Raw genomic sequence first — 15,390 nt, forward strand, 5'->3', positions numbered from 1 at the left:
GGGGAAAGTGACGCGGACGGATGACAGACATCACCGGCATGGCCAACAAGCGTGAAATGCACGCGGCCGCGCCGTACCCCCGGCGCTGGCCGATGCTCCCGGTGTTGCTCGCCGCCCTGTTCATGGCTCAGTTCGACCTGTACGTCGTCAACGTGGCGGCGCCGTCCCTGCAGCACGACATCCACGCAGGCCAGGCCGCTCTCGAACTGATCGTGGCCGGCTACGGCTTCACGTACGCCAGCGGTCTCATCACCGGCGGGCGACTGGGAGACCTGCTGGGCTCCCGCCGCATGTTCCTCGTCGGAATGCTCGCCTTCGTCGTAGCCTCGTTGCTGTGCGGCCTGGCGGGCGGTCCGGGGGAACTGATCGCCGCCCGCCTGCTGCAGGGCCTGGCCGGCGCCGCGATGGTCCCTCAGGTCCTCGCCATCATCGCCGCGGTGTTCCCACCCGCCGAACGATCCCGTGCCGTGGCCTGGTTCGGTGTCACCATCGGCGTCGGCGCGGTCGCCGGCCAGGTCATCGGCGGAGCGCTGCTCCAGGTCGACGTGCTCGGTCTCGGCTGGCGGGTCATCTTCCTGGTCAACGTACCGATCGGCCTGGCAGCGGCGGCTCTGGCGCTGCGGCTGCTCCCGCACCCGCAGGCGGCCGTCCGCCCCGAACTCGACCCCGTCGGCGCGGCAGGCATCTCCGCGGCGCTGGCCTTCGCCCTGCTTCCGCTCGTTCTGGGCCGTACGGAGCACTGGCCGCTGTGGACCTGGATCAGCCTCGCTGCCTCGGTACCGGCGATGGCGCTGGTTCTGTGGTGGGAGGCGGCACTGGCCCGCCGCGGCGGGCAGCCCGTCTTGGACCTCACCCTGCTGCGCAGCCCGGCCCTGGCTCGCGGCCTGGTCATCTGCCTCGCCGCCTTCTGCTCCTTCTTCAGCTTCCTGTTCGTCCTGACCCTCGTCCTGCAGTCCGGGCTGAGCCTCTCGCCGCTGGCGGCGGGACTCACGTTCACGCCTCTGGGCCTGTCCTTCGCGGCCGCCTCGATCGCCGCCCCGCGCATCGCCGTACGGCAGGGCGCGCGACTGGTCACCACGGGGTACGCCGTCGCCGCGGCGGGCCTCATCGGCCTGTACGTCGACCTGCACCTGTCCGGCGCCCACACCGACGTCGCACGGCTGATCGGACCGCTGGTGCTGATCGGGCTCGGCAACGGCCTCGCGGTCCCGGCGCTGACCGGCGTCGTGCTCGCCGGGGCGCGCACCGCCCAGGCAGGCGCCGCGTCCGGCATCCTCACGGCAAGCCAGCAGTTCGCGGCCGCCGGCGGTGTCGCCGGCATCGGCACCGTGTTCTTCGCCGCCCTCGGCGACCGCCACGGTACGGCCGGCTACGCCTCCGCGCTGGCGTGGGTCGCCGCCCTCGACCTCGCCCTTGTCCTTGTGGCCTGCCTCGTCAGCCGCTCCCTTTGGAACCCCGAAACCGCTGAAGGATGAACCTTGGAAAGCGACTACATGCACCCCGAATCCATCGTGGCCTACGGCGCCCTCGTGCCCATGACCGTCTACTTCGACGACCTCGACGCGTTCGGCATGCTGCACAACCGCCACTACGGCCTGCTGGCCGAACGAGCCTGGGCGGCCTACTGGCAACGGCAGGAGGTCTCGCTGGAGGAGGGCGCGACGCTGCGCGACGACGCCTTCATCGTGGTCAAGGAAATCAGCATCACCTTTGAGGCGCCGATCCTGCGCCCCGGTGAGTACGGCGTGCATCTCTGGATCGACCGTCTGGGACGCACCAGCTTGACGCACGGATTCCGCGTGTGCTCGGCAGATGGCGAGCAGACGTACGCCCGGGGTAGCCGTGTGATCGTCCGTATCGACCCCAAGACGCTGCGCCCGACGGAATGGAGCGAGGCCGCCCGCCAACTGGGCCGGCAGCTGATCCGCCCGGAACAGTGAAGCCAGGGCCGAAGCCGACATCCGGATCGGTGGCCGTCGCGGGCCGGCCGTGACGACCACCGATCCCCCAATCGCGCCCGGAGCCGGCCGCTGAGAGATCAGGGAAGCTTTTCTCCCAGAGGTGCGCGGTGCTCAGCCGGGTCCTTATTCGGCGACCGGGGTTCCTTCCTTCGGGGCCGTCCGCCGGTCGGTCACCGGCCAGTCGATCGTCGTCTTCGTTCGTTCTGCTCGGCCCACGCCCCAGTCGTACAGGGCCTGCAGCACCGGGGCGAGGGAGGCGCCCTCGTCGGTGAGGTGGTAGTCGACCCGGGGCGGAACCGTTTTGTGGTCGTGGCGTGCGACGAGGCCTTCGGCCTCCAGTTCGCGGAGCCGTTGGATCAGCATCTTCTCGCTGATCCCGGGCATCCGCCGGCGCAGTTCGCCGTAGCGATGCACGCCCTCTTTGAGGTGAGCCAGGATCACCGGGCGCCACGCGCCACCGATGATGTCGACCGCGAGTTCGACGGGGCAGTGGTACTGCTTCGGCACGGAGCCTCCTCCGGGTACCTACCAAATGGTGCGTACTTGATCAACGATTGGGTGGGATGGTGAGCTTTGGCCCATGGTGATTGAGTACGTACGGTATCGGGTGGCCGATGAACGGCTGGCCGGTTTCGAAGCCGCATACCGAGAGGCCGCAGGGGTGTTGCGGGAGGCTCCGCAGTGCCTGGACTACGAACTGAGCCGCTGTGAAGAGGATCCGTCGCGTTTCATTCTGCGGATCACCTGGACGTCTACGGATGATCATCTGCAGGGTTTCCGGTCCGGCCCGGACTTCGCCCGCTTCTTCGCGGCCATCCGCGGCTACGCCGAGGACATCGAGGAGATGCGGCACTACCAGGCCACGTCGGTCGCCGGCCCGGGCGCTGCGGCGCCTCCCAGCCTGTACGAGTGGGCCGGCGGGAGCGAGCCCTTCATCAAGCTCTGCGACGCCTTCTACCGGCTGGTGGTCGCCGACGGCCTGCTCGCTCCGATGTTCGCCGGCATGGACCCCCGGCACGCAAGGTACGTGGCCATCTGGCTGATCGAGGTCTTCGGCGGCCCGCCGACGTACAGCCAGGAGCACGGCGGGTACCACAACATGGTCACCCGGCACCTGGGGCGGGGCATCACCGAGCCGCAGCGGCGGCGCTGGGTGAACCTGATGATGGACGCGGCCGACGAGGTGGGTCTGCCCGAGGATCCGGAGTTCCGGGCCGCTTTCGCGAGCTACATCGAATGGGGCACCCGCCTGGCCCTGCGCAACTCCCAGCCGGACGCGCACCCGGTGCTGGACGCCCCGGTGCCGAAGTGGGGTTGGGGCGTGGCACCGCCGTACCAGGGATGATGCGTGCGGCTCGGCCGGGCCCCTGGCACGAGTGGCTATCCGCGCGGGGGGCCTGCTCGTCCGATCGCGGCGCCGCACAGCAGCCCGCCGAACAGGAAGGCGGCGGCGACCAGGAACGCCACCTGGTAGCCGGCGACGGCGGTGTGGCGGGAGGCATGGGCCGCCACCGCGGTCATCACGGCGAGGCCGATGGCGCCGCCCATCTGGCGTGAGGTGTTGATGAGGCCGGAGGCGAGGCCGGCCTGGTGCGGCGGCACACCGTGGGTGGCGGCCAGGGTCAGAGGCACCAGGGCGGAGCCGGTGCCGAGGCCGAAGAGGATCAGCGGGCCGAGCAGGTGCGCGCCGTATGCGACGTGCATGTCCAGCGCCGCCGCGAGCCACAGCAGTCCGGCGGTGCCGATCGCGGTGCCGAGCAGGATGGACGGGCGGACGCCGATGCGGCGGACCAGACGGGTGCTGGTCAGCGAGCCGGTGAACGTGGCCAGGCCGATCGGCAGGAACGCGAACCCGGCCTGCAGCGGTGAGTAGCCTCCGGGGCCCTGGAGGTACAGGGTGAGGAAGAAGTACGTGCCGATCAGGACCGCATTGATCGCGATGCCCACGCCATTGGCCGCAGTCAGTGGCCGGCTCCGGAACACGGAGAACGGCACCAGCGGGTGCCTCACGACGCGGACCTCGATCACCACGAAGGCGACGACGAGGACGGCGCCCAGCAGCAGCGCGCCCCACTCGCGGGGGCCGTCGGAGACCAGGCCGTAGACGATCGCCGCCAGGCCCAGGGTGACCGTGGCGGCGCCCCACAGATCGAGGGCCGGGCGGGTGGCCGGCGCGGGCGCCTCCCGTATCCCGGTCAGGGCGAGCAGGACGACGGCGGCGCCGATCGGGACGTTCACGAAGAACACCCACCGCCAGTCCAGCAGGTCGGTGATGATCCCGCCGGACAGCACGCCGATGGCCGCGCCACCGGCCGCGGTCGTCGACCAGGCGCCCAACGCCCGGCGCCGCTCGTGCGGGTCGGTGAAGCGGCTGGTCAGCAAACTCAGCGTCGCGGGCGCCAGGAGCGCCGCACCGAGACCCTGGGCGGCCCGGGCGGCGATGATCCAGGCGCCGCTCCAGGCAAGGCCGCACGCCAGGCTCGCGACGGTGAACAGCGTCATGCCGATGAGGAAGAAGCGGCGGCGGCCGTACAGGTCGGCGACCCGTCCGCCGAGCAGCAGAAAGCCGGCGAAGACGATGGTGTACGCGTTGATGATCCACTGCTGGGACGAGCCCGGCATGGCGAGCGCCTGCCGGATGTGCGGAAGCGCGATGTTCACGATCGAGATGTCCAGGACCACCATGAACTGCGCGAGACAGCAGGCGGTGATGGTCAGCCAGGCGGCCTTCTGCCTGGTTGCGGGTGCTACGAGTACGGTCACGGCGCAGACTGTACTGGACAGTACAATTTAGCGGTACGGTGGCACCTATGACCCTGCTCACACCAAGGAGGCGTCGATGAAGCCGCTACCGGCGACCGAGCGCGGCCGGCGCACCCGGGCGGCGATCGTCGCCGCAGCCGCCGAGCTGATGCACCAGCACGGCCTCGCCGGGGTGTCGATGGACGGCGTGCTGGCCGCCAGCGGCGCGGGCAAGTCGCAGCTGTATCACTACTTCGACAGCCGCCGGGACCTGGCGGTCGCCGTGCTGCACCACCAGTTCGAGAGGGTGATGGCTGCGCAGCCCGCGCTGCGCGACCCGGCGTGCGACGGCCTGGAGGTCTGGCGCGACCAGGTGCTGACCACGCTGCTCGAGCATGGGTACGCGATGTGCCCGCTCGGCGCGTTCGTCGGCCAGGTCGACGACGAGCCGGAGTTGAGCACCACGCTCGCCGAGTTGTTCGACCGCTGGCAGGCCGCATTGGCCGAGATGGTCGACCGCGCCCGCGGTCACGGCCGGGTGCGGCAGGACGTCGACCCCGGCGACGCCGGGCGGATGCTGCTGGCCGCGCTGGAGGGCGGCACGATGCTGGCTCACGTGCACCGGCAGGCGACGCCGCTGCGGCAGTCGCTGGACGCGGCGATCGCGCTACTGACCACCGGCCGCGCCGCCGGTTGACGCGCGGCTTGTCCGGCCCGTTCGCCGTCTAGATCCTTTTGATCGTCGCGAACCAGGCCGGTGCGCCGTCGTCGCCGTGGAATCTCGTCTGAACCCGGTCCGGTTCGATGGCGGCGACACCCCATCCGTTGCCGCGGTTGAACACCGCTGTCAGCTCTTCCCGGCTGACGGGGTGCGGGCCGGTGTCGGGACCGTCGTCACTGAAGCACAACACATACAGGGTTCCGTCGTGCTCGGTCACCGACGCCAGACTCGCCACGTATCCGGGTCGCTCGTCGCCGTCGAAGCTGTGGAACAGTCCGCAGTCCAGCACCGTCTCGAACCTGCGCCCCAATCGCTCCAGATGGAGCGCGTCCGCCGTGGCGAACTCGACCTCGATCCCGCGATCGTCGGCCTTCTCCCGGGCCATGGCCAGTGCCGTCTCGGCCACGTCGACGCCCAGAACCGGCAGGCCCAGCGACGCGACGTGAAGAGCGTTCTCGCCGGTCCCGCAGCCCGCGTCGAGCACCGCTCCGGCGAATCCGCCTTCGGATGCCAAACGCACGATTGCGGGCTGCGGCCGGCTGATATCCCAAGGAGCGGGGCCGCCGTGGTACGACGCATCCCAGGGCAAGCCCGTCATCCGTTCGTGACTGGTCGGGTGGCGACCGTCGAACGGATCGTCAGCGAGCGTTTCTGATCGCTCCGGCAACGTCGTCCCCTTCCCTGCGGCTGATCTGGCCACCTCATCGTGGCACGCCGATCCGCACAGGCAGAGGGCTTCACCTGCCTCGCATCCGTCGGTGATGATGACCTGGTGCCGCGTATCGAGACACCGTGGGGGCCGTGGGAGCCGGCTCCACTGGCCGACGTTGTCGCGCTCTTCCAGGGCCTGGCTGTCCCGTGGTGGGTGGGCGGTGGATACGCGATCGAGCTCGCGGTCGGCCGCTCCTACCGGGAGCACGGAGATGTGGACATCGCGGTGCTGCGCCGTGACCAGTCGGCCGTCCGGGCATTGCTGGCCGATTGGGACGTGCACGCGGCCGACCCGCCGGGAACACTGCGCCCGTGGCCGGTCGACGAGGTACTGCCGGGCCACGTGCATGACATCTGGGCACGTGAGCGTCCCGACGGGCCGTGGCGGTTCCAGGTGATGCTGGACGAGGCCGACGGCGACATGTGGGTGTACCGGCGTGATCCGCGTATCCGCCGACCGCTGTCCACGCTGACGATCACAGACGACGGTGTCGCGCGGATTTCGCCCGAGGTGCAGTTGCTGTACAAGGCCAAGGACCGGCGCCCCAAGGACGAACTCGACTTCGCCGAGGTTCTTCCCGTGCTCGACGGTGGACGGCGTCGCTGGTTGGATGAGGCTCTTGCCGTCGAGCACGGCGATCACCCGTGGCGTCGGAAACTGCGAAGCTGACTGGAGAACGAGTGCACCTGCCCTTCGATGCCGTTCTGTGTGACTTCGACGGTGTGATCCGCTTTTACGATGGTGCTGAGCTGGCCGAGCTGGAAAGCAGCTTCGGTATCGAGCCGGGCACGACGGCACGTGCCGCCTTCGCGCCGCATCTGGACGGTCCCGCGCTGACGGGAGAGGCCACCGTGGAACAGTGGATGGACTCGGTCGTCGCCGAGCTAGCCACGCGGATTCCGCCGGAGCAGGCCAGAAAGCTGGGCGACGCGTTCGCGAGCGCGCCCTTCTCGACCGATCAGAACGTGCTCGACCTGTTGCGCCACGCTCAGACGCAGGTCCCGGTGGTTCTGGTGTCCAACGCGACCCTTCGGTTGGAGGAGGACCTGGACCGGCTCGGGCTGGCCTATTTCTTCGACGAGGTCGTCAGCAGCGCACGGGTCGGGGCGGCCAAACCGGACCCGCGGATCTACCAGATCGCAGCCGAACGGGCAGGTGCGAACCCGCAGCGGTGCCTGTTCGTCGACGACCGCGCGGAGAACGCGGAAGCAGCGGTCGCCCTCGGCATGACGGGCCTGCTCTACCGCGAGGTGGCGGATTTGCAGCGTGCGCTGGCACCTTTGGCGGGCCGGCTCGAGACGGACTGACATGCTCGCCGGATTCGAAGATCCGAAGGCTTATGGAGTGGGCTTCAGCTGGACTGGCGGCAGGTACTCCCTGATCAGAGCGCGATCCCACCATGCGTGTGTCTCGCGTCGTTCCCGTCGGCCGGTGAAGGAGTAGCGGTAGAGGCGCGCGCGTACGAAGGTGGGCGGGCTGTGGGGAAACGGGTTGGAGCGTAATAGTCGTAGCGTCGCCCGGTCGTTTTCCAGCAGCTTCACGACGAGCGGGATGAACCACGGCTCGGCGTACATCGGTGACAGGCCCGCGAACCACATCAGCCAATCGAGCCGGAGGTGATAGGGCGCGACTTGGGGCGGACGGCGACTCGGGTCGCTGGGTTTGCCCTTGAAGCCGTAGTCCTTCCACTCGGTGTCTGGTTTGATCTCCGGGTCGTCAGTGCCTTGGATCACCACCTCATAGCGGGCCCTGCCGATGCTTCCGAAGGCGCCGTAGGTGTTGACCAAGTGGAACGGATTGAAGCTGGCGTTCATCCGCTGACGCCGCGAAAGCATGTTGCGCACCGGCCAGTAACTGAGCGCAATGACCAGGGCCGTGATCGCCACCACCAGCGCGTCGTACCATAGCGGCGGTGCGGAAGGGAAGCGCGGCGGCGCCGGCCCGAACATCGCCGGCCAATCCACCACGGATGTCGCCAGGACGACGGCCAGCCAGTTCAGCCAGGAGAAGTTTCCCGACAAGATCAGCCATAGCTGGGTGACGATGACCACGACCGCGGCCACGCCGGCGTACGGCTGAGGCGCGAACAGCCCGAACGGGACGACGAGCTGGGCGAAGTGGTTGGCGGCGACTTCGACGCGGTGCAGGGGCTTGGGGAGGCGGTGGAAGTACCAGCTCAGCGGGCCGGGCATCGGCTGGGTCTCGTGGTGGTAGTACAGGCAGGTCAGGTTTCGCCAGCATGAGTCGCCGCGCAGCTTGATGAGACCGGCGCCGAATTCCAGCCGGAACAGCAGCCATCGCAGCATCCACAGGACGAGGACGGGCGGTGTGGTCTGCGCGTTGCCGAGGAAGATGGTGAGGAACCCGGCTTCGCACAGCAGCGACTCCCAGCCGAACCCGTACCACACCTGGCCCACGTTGACGATGGACAGGTACGAAACCCACAGGGCACCCCATAACAGCATCGAACTCCACAGCGGGACCAGATCGGCGAGCCCGGCCAGCACGGCGGCCGACAACGCGACTCCACTCCAGGCCACGGCTGCGAAGAACCGGTCGGTGTAGTGGAGATGGAAGACGCTCGGCGCACGGCGAAACGGCACCGCGCGCAGGTACGCCGGAACCGGTGTCAAACCGGTCTCTCCGATGAGGGCCCGGAACTGGTTGGCCGCGGCCAGGAAGGCGATCAGATAGATCGCGGCCAGGCCCCGCTGGAAGACCAACCGGCCGAGCCAGTATTCGGGCGCGACGAACCACTCCACGGGTTACTCCACCTTCAGCCGGAACACGCGGCGCGCCGCGACGCGCGCCGCGTGGTAGCCGCACATCCCGTGCACACCCGGACCCGGCGGAGTGGCCGAGGAGCACAGGTAGATGCTCGGGTTCGGGGTGGCGTAGGGCACCGGGGCCGCCGTCGGGCGGAACAGCAGCCGCAGCCGGTCGCAGCCGCCGCCGGCGATGTCGCCCCCCACGTTGTTGCGGTTGCGGGCCTCGATCTCGGGAGGACCTGCGGCGTTGCGGTCGAGGACGAGATCGCGAAAACCTGGGGCGAACCGCTCGATCTGGCGCTCGACCGCCTCGGTGAGGTCCCCTCGCCAGCCGTTCGGCACGTGGCCGTAGACCCACAACACCTGCCCGCCGCCGGTTGCGCGGGAGGGATCGAACAGGCTGGGCTGGGCGACGATGAGGAACGGTGTGCGTGGCGCGTCGCCGTGGAAGGCGGCGCGCAGGGCCGTGTCGATCTCCGCGAACGACGGACCGAGGTGCACGGTGCCGGCGCGCGTGCAGGGTTCGGCCGCCCAGGGTACGGGTGCGGACAACGCATAGTCGATCTTGAAGACGCCTGGGCCGTGCCGGTAGCGGCGTAGTCGTTCCGCGTACCGGCGCGGCAGCCTGGTCCCCGCCAAGGCGACCAGCCGTCCGGGCATCACGTCGAGCAGGAAGGCTCTCGCCGGGGGCAGGTCGTCCAGGCTGTCGACCTGATGTCCCGTCTCGATCTGGCCGCCGAGACAGCGCAGATGGGCCGCCAGTGCGTCGGACAGCGCCTGCGAACCGCCGCGAGGAAAAGGCCAGCCCACGTCGTGCGCCGCCAGGGCGAACAACAACGCGACCCCGCCCGTGGCCGGCGAGCCGAGCGGCGCGATGGCGTGCGCCGCCAGCCCGGCGAACAGGCCACGGGCGCGTTGCCCGCGAAACGGGCGCACCAGCAGCGCAGCCGGTAGGACGGCCCGCGCGCCGAACCGCGCGAGCAACAACGGGTGGCGCGGCCAGGCGGCAAGCGGCGCGCGCAGCACGTCGTCGGCCAGGCTGTCCCATCGCCCGAGGAACGGCCCCACCATGCGAAGGTAGGTCGCACCGTCCTCGCCTAGTGAGACCGCGGTCTCCTCGGCGGAACGGGCCAGTACGGAGGCCGAGCCGTCCGCGAAGGGGTGGGCCAGCGGGATGGGCGGCTCGACCCATGCCAGGCCGTACCGCTGCAACGGCAGCGCCCGCAGCGCCGGAGAGCCCGCGCCGAGCGGATGCACGGCCGAACAGAGATCGTGCCGGAAGCCGGGCAGCGTCGACTCCTCCGTCCGCGCGCCGCCCCCCACGCTCGCCGCCGCCTCATACACGCGTACGGCCAGGCCCGCCCGAGCGAGTGTGACCGCCGCGGTCAGCCCGTTCGGACCTGCGCCGACCACGACCGCGTCGACCTCGGCCATAACCGGCCCTCTCTCCGATCGTCGCCCCTGCCGGTGGGTTCGCCTGTCACCTGCCGCCGGCGGGAGTGGGTGGTTCGATGACCCTGACGTAGGCGGGCCGCAGGAGCCGGTCGCCGATCCGGTAGCCGGCGGCCAGGATCTCGCTGCACGTCGGGCGATCGACCTCGGTGGAATGCGCGTGGATCAGCGCCTCGTGGAGTGTGGGGTCGAAACCCTCGCCGGGCTCGCCGAAGGACTCCAGGCCGAGAGCCGAGAGCTCGTCTTCGAGCGCCTCGGCGACCAGCTGGAAGCCGCCGCGGACCTCGCCGAGCTCGCGGGCCCGGGCGATGGCGTCGAGGACGGGAAGCAGGCCGCGGAGCACGTTGGCCAGGGCGGCCTCACGGACCGCCAGGCGGTCGCGCTGGACCCGCTTGCGGTAGTTGTCGTACTCGGCTTTGACCCGCTGGACGTCCGCGGTGCGCTCGGCGAGTTCCGCCTCCAGCTCCCGTGTCGATCGTGCGGAGGGCCGGCCCGCGTGGGCGTGCGGCGGAGATGCGAGCGGCTCGCGGGTGGGCGGCGGTGCGCCGGCCAGGACGGCCTTCTCCCCCGTCCCCTGGGGGAGGCGGGGGAGGTCGGTGCGCCGCCGGCCTTTGCGCCGAGAATCGGACATGCGACTCATCCGGTGCCCCCTCGCCTCTTTTCGTCATCGACGATCTCCGCGTCCACGACCTCCTCTTCCTCGGCACCCTGTTCTCCTGCCCCGTGCTGCGCGCCGGCGCCGGCCGTCCCCGCGGTGGCATCCTGCGCCTGCGCGTATATCGCCTGACCTATCTTCTGGGCGGCCAGGGCGGCCTTCTCGGCGGCCTGGCGGATGGCCGTCACGTCGTCGCCCTTCAGCTTCTCCTTGAGGTCGGCGATCGTGGCCTCCACCTCGGACTTCACATCTCCCGGCACCTTGTCCGGGCTGTCGCGCAGCAGTTTCTCCGTGGTGTAGACGAGCGTCTCGGCCTGGTTGCGCGTCTCGGCGGCCTCGCGCCTGCGCCGGTCCTCTTCGGCGTGCTGCTCGGCATCGTGCACCATCCGGTCGATGTCCTCCTTCGGCAGCGCCGAGCCGGCGGTGATGGCTATCGACTGCTCCCTACCCGTGCCGAGGTCCTTGGCGGAGACGTGCATGATGCCGTTGGCGTCGATGTCGAACGCGACCTCGATCTGCGGCATCCCCCGCGGGGCGGGAGGCAGCCCGGTCAACTCGAACATGCCGAGTTTCTTGTTGTACGCCGCGATCTCGCGCTCCCCCTGAAAGACCTGGATGGCCACCGACGGCTGGTTGTCCTCAGCCGTGGTGAACACCTCCGAGCGCCTGGTCGGGATGGTCGTGTTGCGCTCGATGAGCCGGGTCATGATGCCGCCCTTGGTCTCGATGCCCAGCGATAGCGGGGTGACATCCAGCAGCAGGACGTCCTTGACCTCGCCCTTGAGCACCCCGGCCTGAAGCGCGGCGCCCACCGCGACGACTTCGTCGGGGTTGACGCCCTTGTGCGGCTCCTTGCCGCCGGTCAACTCCCGGACCAGGTCGGCCACGGCCGGCATCCGGGTCGATCCGCCGACCAGGATGACGTGGTCGATGTCGGAGACCTTGATCCCGGCATCTCCCACCGCCTGCTCGAAGGGGCCTCTGCAGCGGTTGAGCAGATCATGGGTGAGCTGCTGGAACTGCGCACGGGTCAGCTTCTCGTCCAGGTGCAGCGGGCCTTCGGCGGAGGCCGTGATGTAGGCGAGGTTGATCGTCGTCTCCGTGGCCGCCGAAAGCTCGATCTTGGCCCGCTCGGCCGCCTCCCGCAGCCGCTGCACGGCCATCTTGTCCTTCGACAGGTCCACCCCGTAGCCGTTCTTGAACTGCTTGACCAGGTAGTCGATGACCCGCTGATCCCAATCGTCCCCACCGAGGTGGGTGTCGCCGGCGGTGGCCTTCACCTCGACCACGCCCTCGCCTATCTCCAGAAGCGACACGTCGAACGTTCCGCCGCCCAGGTCGAAGACCAGGATTCTCTGGTCGTTCTCCTTGTCCAGGCCGTACGCCAACGCCGCGGCCGTCGGCTCGTTGATGATCCGCAGCACCTTCAGGCCCGCGATCTCCCCGGCTTCCTTGGTCGCGGTGCGCTGCGCATCGTCGAAGTACGCCGGCACCGTGATGACGGCGTCCGCGACCCCCTCCCCGAGGTAGGCCTCGGCGTCACGCTTCAGCTTCTGCAGCACGCGCGCGGAGATCTCCTGCGCCGTGTACTGCTTGCCGTCCACGCTCCCGCTCTCCGGGAACCGCCAGCTCGCCTCGCCCATGTGGCGCTTCACCGAACGTACGGTTCGCTCCACGTTGGTCACGGCCTGGCGCTTGGCGACCTCGCCGACCAGGACCTCGCCGCTCTTCGCGAACGCCACGACCGACGGGGTCGTCCGCGATCCCTCGGTGTTGGCGATGACGGTCGGCTCACCGCCTTCCAACGCGCAGACCACCGAGTTCGTCGTGCCCAGATCGATACCCACCGCTCGTGTCATCCCGGGCCCCCTTCCTCACTCCCGCCTGACCGCGTCACCTGCGGGATCGCTCATGCCGGGCTTCAGCGAGGCGCGCCTCGCGGCCACCGGCGTCCTGCGCGTGAGCTCGGCGTCATGGAGTGTGGCGTATGCGCCCACCACCGGGGCGAACTGCTTCCGCGCGGCCGACCGGGTGAGGCGGGCCGACCGTCTTCAGCAGATGCGCTGCGACCTGCAGGTATGGACGAAACCCCCTATGCGACTTGTATAAAATTCCTCGGAAAACTTGTCAAGATGTCCGGATTGTGTTATAGGCGCATTTAGTGCAGTTCATGGAAGAACCGGGCACAACATTGGGCCACCCCTCCCTCGGCATGATCTGCGACAGGGCCGGGGTGACCCGAGGAGCCTTCTACCACCACTTCAGTAACAAGGAGCAGATCTTCCGCGAGGTCTACGCGGCCGAGCAGGAGAAACTCGCGGTGATCGTCCGAAGGGCGTTCCAGGCCGTCAAGGCCGGCTGCATCCCGAGCGCCCCCTGGAGCCGGCCACCTCACTGCTGTACGGCGGGATCTGGCATCATGTCGTGGCGTTCGGGACCCCGTCGGCGATGTCCGCGGCTGGAGCATCACCTGCCACGTGGTCGTCGTTCAGCAGCGGCAGCCTAAGAACAAATCGGGCGCCTCGGGGTGAGTCCTCGATTCGCAGCGTTCCGCGATGGGCGCGGGTGATGTCGAGGGAGATGGCGAGACCAAGCCCGCTGCCGCCGGAGTCGCGGCGACGGCCCTCCTCCAGGCGGGTGAAACGCTCGAAGACGCGCTGGCGGTCGGCCGGTGCGATGCCCGCGCCGTCGTCGACCACGGCCACAACGGCCTGGCCGTCCGCGCGTTCGACGGAGACGGTGACACGGGATTCGGCGTGCCGCTGCGCGTTGCTCAGGAGATTGTCGATCACGCGCATCAGCTGGATCCGGGATCCGTGTACCCATACGTGAAATGGCGCACGGACGTCCACCGGCACAGCATGTACTTGAGCGGCCTCCTGTCTCACGAGCGCGCCCAGTTCGACCGGCTCGTGCGGCTCCGGATCGGCGGCGCGCAGACGGGCCGCGAGCAGGAGATCGTTGACGATCGCCTCTAGCCGGTCACAGGCCGACAGCGCGTTGTGGACGCTGCCGCGAACATCGACACTGTCCGGGTAGAGCAGCGCCTCCTCCAGTTGGGCGCGAAGCCCGGTGAGGGGCGTTCTGAGCTCATGCGAGGCGGTTGAAGCGAACTGGCGTTGCTGCTCCACTGCCTCTTCCAGCCGTTCCAGAGTCCGGTTGGCGGTGCTGGCGAGCAGCGCGATCTCGTCCTCGCCTGGGGGCATCGGCACGCGAAGGCTCAGGTCACTCACCGTGATCTCAGCGATCCGCGCCCGGATGGCCGCAACCGGGAGCAGCGTCCGGCCCACCGCCCACCACGTCGTCCAGGCCGCCAAGATCACGATCATGAGAGCCCCCGCAGCGATGAGGTACTCCAGGCGGTGGGTCGCCAAAATGGACGGCTCCGCCATGCCGGCGTAGACCACGGGAGAGTCCGCCGCGGGAGTCACTCTGTTGGCCATGAGGATGAGGCACCGGTCCCGTGAGCACTCGGTCAGCTTGTTCAGCCGGTCGCCGGGCGGCGGACGGTGCGTGCTCACCGGCGGCTGGTTCGCAGCCTGCGGGCTGGAGGCGACGACCCTGCCGTGGATGTCGACCAGTTGGACGAGGTCGGCACTGGTGGAAGTGGGGATCGGGTTCGGGAGGGCACCGTTGCGCACCGCCGCGCTCCACAGGCCCGCGGCTCGCTCGGCCTCGAAGAAACTGTCGTCCTGGACTTTGTACCGGACCGCCAGGTCGAGGCTCAGACCTATCATCACCGCCACGATCAACGAGAGCGCCGTCGCGATCGTCGTGTAGCGCGCTCGTATCGAGTGCAGGTGCGGCACGGGGGTCACCAATCTTCCTTCGGCATCGCCGCCTCTTCCCGACGGAGGCCTCCTTCCTGGGGGCGAAACGGCAGCCCGGTCCGCCAGGATCGGTGAACTCGCATCCTTCGCATTACGGTATGCCGAAATTTGATCCGTATGGTGGCCGTGGCGCTCCCAGGATCCGGCCCTCACCTGGGCGAACGCCCTGTTCGGCGTGGCTCGGGCCATGGGCCGTGATCGTTGCCGCCAGGTCCCGGCGCCCGCCGCAAAACCCTGATCAAAGCGGGCGCCCTTTACGTTGTAGATTCGAAACGTGAAGGCTTACCGTCTTCCATTCGCCGAAGACTCGTTCTCGGTCGGCGCCTCCGTCGCGCGGGGCGCCGAGCCCGCCAGCGGAGTGGTGTCGAGGTATCTGACCTCGTAGACGCGCTCGGCGAACTTCCAGCCGTCCGGGGTGCGCTGGTAGCGGTCGTGGTACACGGCGTAGTTCGAGTGCAATCTGCCGTCGCGAAAGCGCCCGAACTCCGAGACGTATGCGCGGCCGGACGTGGCGTCGCCCTCAAGCTGGATCGTGCCTGGGTGCATGGT

At 69.2% G+C, this 15,390-nt stretch carries 17 protein-coding genes; 7 read left to right on the forward strand and 10 right to left on the reverse strand.

Annotated features, from left to right (window positions below; genetic code table 11):
* Positions 1–20 precede the first annotated feature (20 nt).
* Both Pth03_RS13550 and Pth03_RS13555 read left to right on the forward strand, forming a co-directional pair.
* Positions 21–1,475: an MFS transporter gene (locus tag Pth03_RS13550; protein WP_203944582.1), complete on the forward strand. Its 1,455-nt coding sequence runs from the start codon at positions 21–23 to the stop codon at positions 1,473–1,475.
* A 3-nt stretch (positions 1,476–1,478) separates the two neighbouring features.
* A complete protein-coding gene (locus tag Pth03_RS13555; RefSeq protein ID WP_203944583.1) occupies positions 1,479–1,940 on the forward strand; it encodes an acyl-CoA thioesterase in 462 nt (153 codons plus the stop codon).
* A gap of 144 nt (positions 1,941–2,084) precedes the next feature.
* Here Pth03_RS13555 and Pth03_RS13560 read toward each other — a convergent pair whose 3' ends face one another.
* Entirely contained in the window at positions 2,085–2,468 is a 384-nt protein-coding gene (locus tag Pth03_RS13560; protein ID WP_203944584.1) for a winged helix-turn-helix transcriptional regulator, read from the reverse strand.
* A 73-nt stretch (positions 2,469–2,541) separates the two neighbouring features.
* Here Pth03_RS13560 and Pth03_RS13565 point away from each other — a divergent pair, with 73 nt between their 5' ends.
* Positions 2,542–3,306, forward strand: coding sequence for a group II truncated hemoglobin (locus Pth03_RS13565; protein ID WP_203944585.1), 765 nt, complete (start codon positions 2,542–2,544; stop codon positions 3,304–3,306).
* Between the two features lie 35 nt (positions 3,307–3,341).
* On the opposite strand, the gene Pth03_RS13570 is transcribed toward Pth03_RS13565, so the two are convergent.
* Positions 3,342–4,724, reverse strand: coding sequence for an MFS transporter (locus Pth03_RS13570; protein ID WP_203944586.1), 1,383 nt, complete (start codon positions 4,722–4,724; stop codon positions 3,342–3,344).
* A gap of 76 nt (positions 4,725–4,800) precedes the next feature.
* Between Pth03_RS13570 and Pth03_RS13575 the strand changes: the two genes are divergently transcribed.
* Positions 4,801–5,400, forward strand: coding sequence for a TetR/AcrR family transcriptional regulator (locus Pth03_RS13575; protein ID WP_203944587.1), 600 nt, complete (start codon positions 4,801–4,803; stop codon positions 5,398–5,400).
* Positions 5,401–5,428: 28 nt separating this feature from the next.
* Here the strand turns inward: Pth03_RS13575 and Pth03_RS13580 are convergent, their stop codons facing one another.
* Positions 5,429–6,022 carry a class I SAM-dependent methyltransferase gene (locus tag Pth03_RS13580; RefSeq protein WP_203944588.1) on the reverse strand — a complete coding sequence of 198 codons (594 nt, stop codon included), beginning with the start codon at positions 6,020–6,022 and terminating at the stop codon, positions 5,429–5,431.
* Positions 6,023–6,196: 174 nt separating this feature from the next.
* Between Pth03_RS13580 and Pth03_RS13585 the strand changes: the two genes are divergently transcribed.
* Complete coding sequence (locus Pth03_RS13585) at positions 6,197–6,805, forward strand: nucleotidyltransferase domain-containing protein (RefSeq protein ID WP_203944589.1); 609 nt, start codon at positions 6,197–6,199, stop codon at positions 6,803–6,805.
* 11 nt (positions 6,806–6,816) lie between these two features.
* Positions 6,817–7,443 carry an HAD family hydrolase gene (locus Pth03_RS13590; RefSeq protein ID WP_203944590.1) on the forward strand — a complete coding sequence of 209 codons (627 nt, stop codon included), beginning with the start codon at positions 6,817–6,819 and terminating at the stop codon, positions 7,441–7,443.
* Positions 7,444–7,473: 30 nt separating this feature from the next.
* On the opposite strand, the gene Pth03_RS13595 is transcribed toward Pth03_RS13590, so the two are convergent.
* The 5 genes from Pth03_RS13595 to Pth03_RS42070 are packed head-to-tail and all read right to left on the reverse strand — an operon-like array spanning position 7,474 to position 13,011.
* The gene (locus Pth03_RS13595; protein WP_203944591.1) at positions 7,474–8,898 is read right to left on the reverse strand and encodes a lipase maturation factor family protein; all 1,425 of its coding nucleotides are present in this window, start codon (positions 8,896–8,898) and stop codon (positions 7,474–7,476) included.
* A gap of 3 nt (positions 8,899–8,901) precedes the next feature.
* Positions 8,902–10,338: a phytoene desaturase family protein gene (locus Pth03_RS13600; RefSeq protein ID WP_203944592.1), complete on the reverse strand. Its 1,437-nt coding sequence runs from the start codon at positions 10,336–10,338 to the stop codon at positions 8,902–8,904.
* A gap of 46 nt (positions 10,339–10,384) precedes the next feature.
* Positions 10,385–10,987, reverse strand: coding sequence for a nucleotide exchange factor GrpE (grpE, locus tag Pth03_RS13605; RefSeq protein ID WP_203944593.1), 603 nt, complete (start codon positions 10,985–10,987; stop codon positions 10,385–10,387).
* A 5-nt stretch (positions 10,988–10,992) separates the two neighbouring features.
* Positions 10,993–12,870, reverse strand: coding sequence for a molecular chaperone DnaK (dnaK, locus tag Pth03_RS13610; protein ID WP_203944594.1), 1,878 nt, complete (start codon positions 12,868–12,870; stop codon positions 10,993–10,995).
* Positions 12,871–12,885: 15 nt separating this feature from the next.
* On the reverse strand, positions 12,886–13,011 hold the full coding sequence (locus Pth03_RS42070; protein ID WP_275413099.1) for a hypothetical protein: 126 nt from the start codon (positions 13,009–13,011) through the stop codon (positions 12,886–12,888).
* Positions 13,012–13,223: 212 nt separating this feature from the next.
* Between Pth03_RS42070 and Pth03_RS42500 the strand changes: the two genes are divergently transcribed.
* A complete protein-coding gene (locus Pth03_RS42500; protein WP_373318539.1) occupies positions 13,224–13,517 on the forward strand; it encodes a TetR/AcrR family transcriptional regulator in 294 nt (97 codons plus the stop codon).
* Here Pth03_RS42500 and Pth03_RS13620 read toward each other — a convergent pair.
* Together Pth03_RS13620 and Pth03_RS13625 are read right to left on the reverse strand one after the other, a co-directional pair.
* Positions 13,429–14,829, reverse strand: coding sequence for a sensor histidine kinase (locus Pth03_RS13620; protein ID WP_239119009.1), 1,401 nt, complete (start codon positions 14,827–14,829; stop codon positions 13,429–13,431). The genes Pth03_RS42500 and Pth03_RS13620 overlap by 89 nt on opposite strands.
* 294 nt (positions 14,830–15,123) lie before the next feature.
* On the reverse strand, positions 15,124–15,387 hold the full coding sequence (locus Pth03_RS13625) for a nuclear transport factor 2 family protein (RefSeq protein WP_239119020.1): 264 nt from the start codon (positions 15,385–15,387) through the stop codon (positions 15,124–15,126).
* Between the last annotated feature and the right edge of the window lie 3 nt (positions 15,388–15,390).

It is taken from the genome of Planotetraspora thailandica, from assembly GCF_016863335.1.
GTDB lineage: Bacteria > Actinomycetota > Actinomycetes > Streptosporangiales > Streptosporangiaceae > Planotetraspora > Planotetraspora thailandica.

Coding starts and splice junctions, on each gene's coding strand:
- Pth03_RS13575 (WP_203944587.1), top strand. CDS start 4,801: ATGAAGCCGCTACCGGCGACCGAGCGCGGCCGGCGCACCCGGGCGGCG.
- grpE (WP_203944593.1), bottom strand. CDS start 10,987: ATGTCCGATTCTCGGCGCAAAGGCCGGCGGCGCACCGACCTCCCCCGC.
- Pth03_RS42500 (WP_373318539.1), top strand. CDS start 13,224: ATGATCTGCGACAGGGCCGGGGTGACCCGAGGAGCCTTCTACCACCAC.
- Pth03_RS13600 (WP_203944592.1), bottom strand. CDS start 10,338: ATGGCCGAGGTCGACGCGGTCGTGGTCGGCGCAGGTCCGAACGGGCTG.
- Pth03_RS13565 (WP_203944585.1), top strand. CDS start 2,542: ATGGTGATTGAGTACGTACGGTATCGGGTGGCCGATGAACGGCTGGCC.
- Pth03_RS13580 (WP_203944588.1), bottom strand. CDS start 6,022: ATGACGGGCTTGCCCTGGGATGCGTCGTACCACGGCGGCCCCGCTCCT.
- Pth03_RS13625 (WP_239119020.1), bottom strand. CDS start 15,387: ATGCACCCAGGCACGATCCAGCTTGAGGGCGACGCCACGTCCGGCCGC.
- Pth03_RS13550 (WP_203944582.1), top strand. CDS start 21: ATGACAGACATCACCGGCATGGCCAACAAGCGTGAAATGCACGCGGCC.
- dnaK (WP_203944594.1), bottom strand. CDS start 12,870: ATGACACGAGCGGTGGGTATCGATCTGGGCACGACGAACTCGGTGGTC.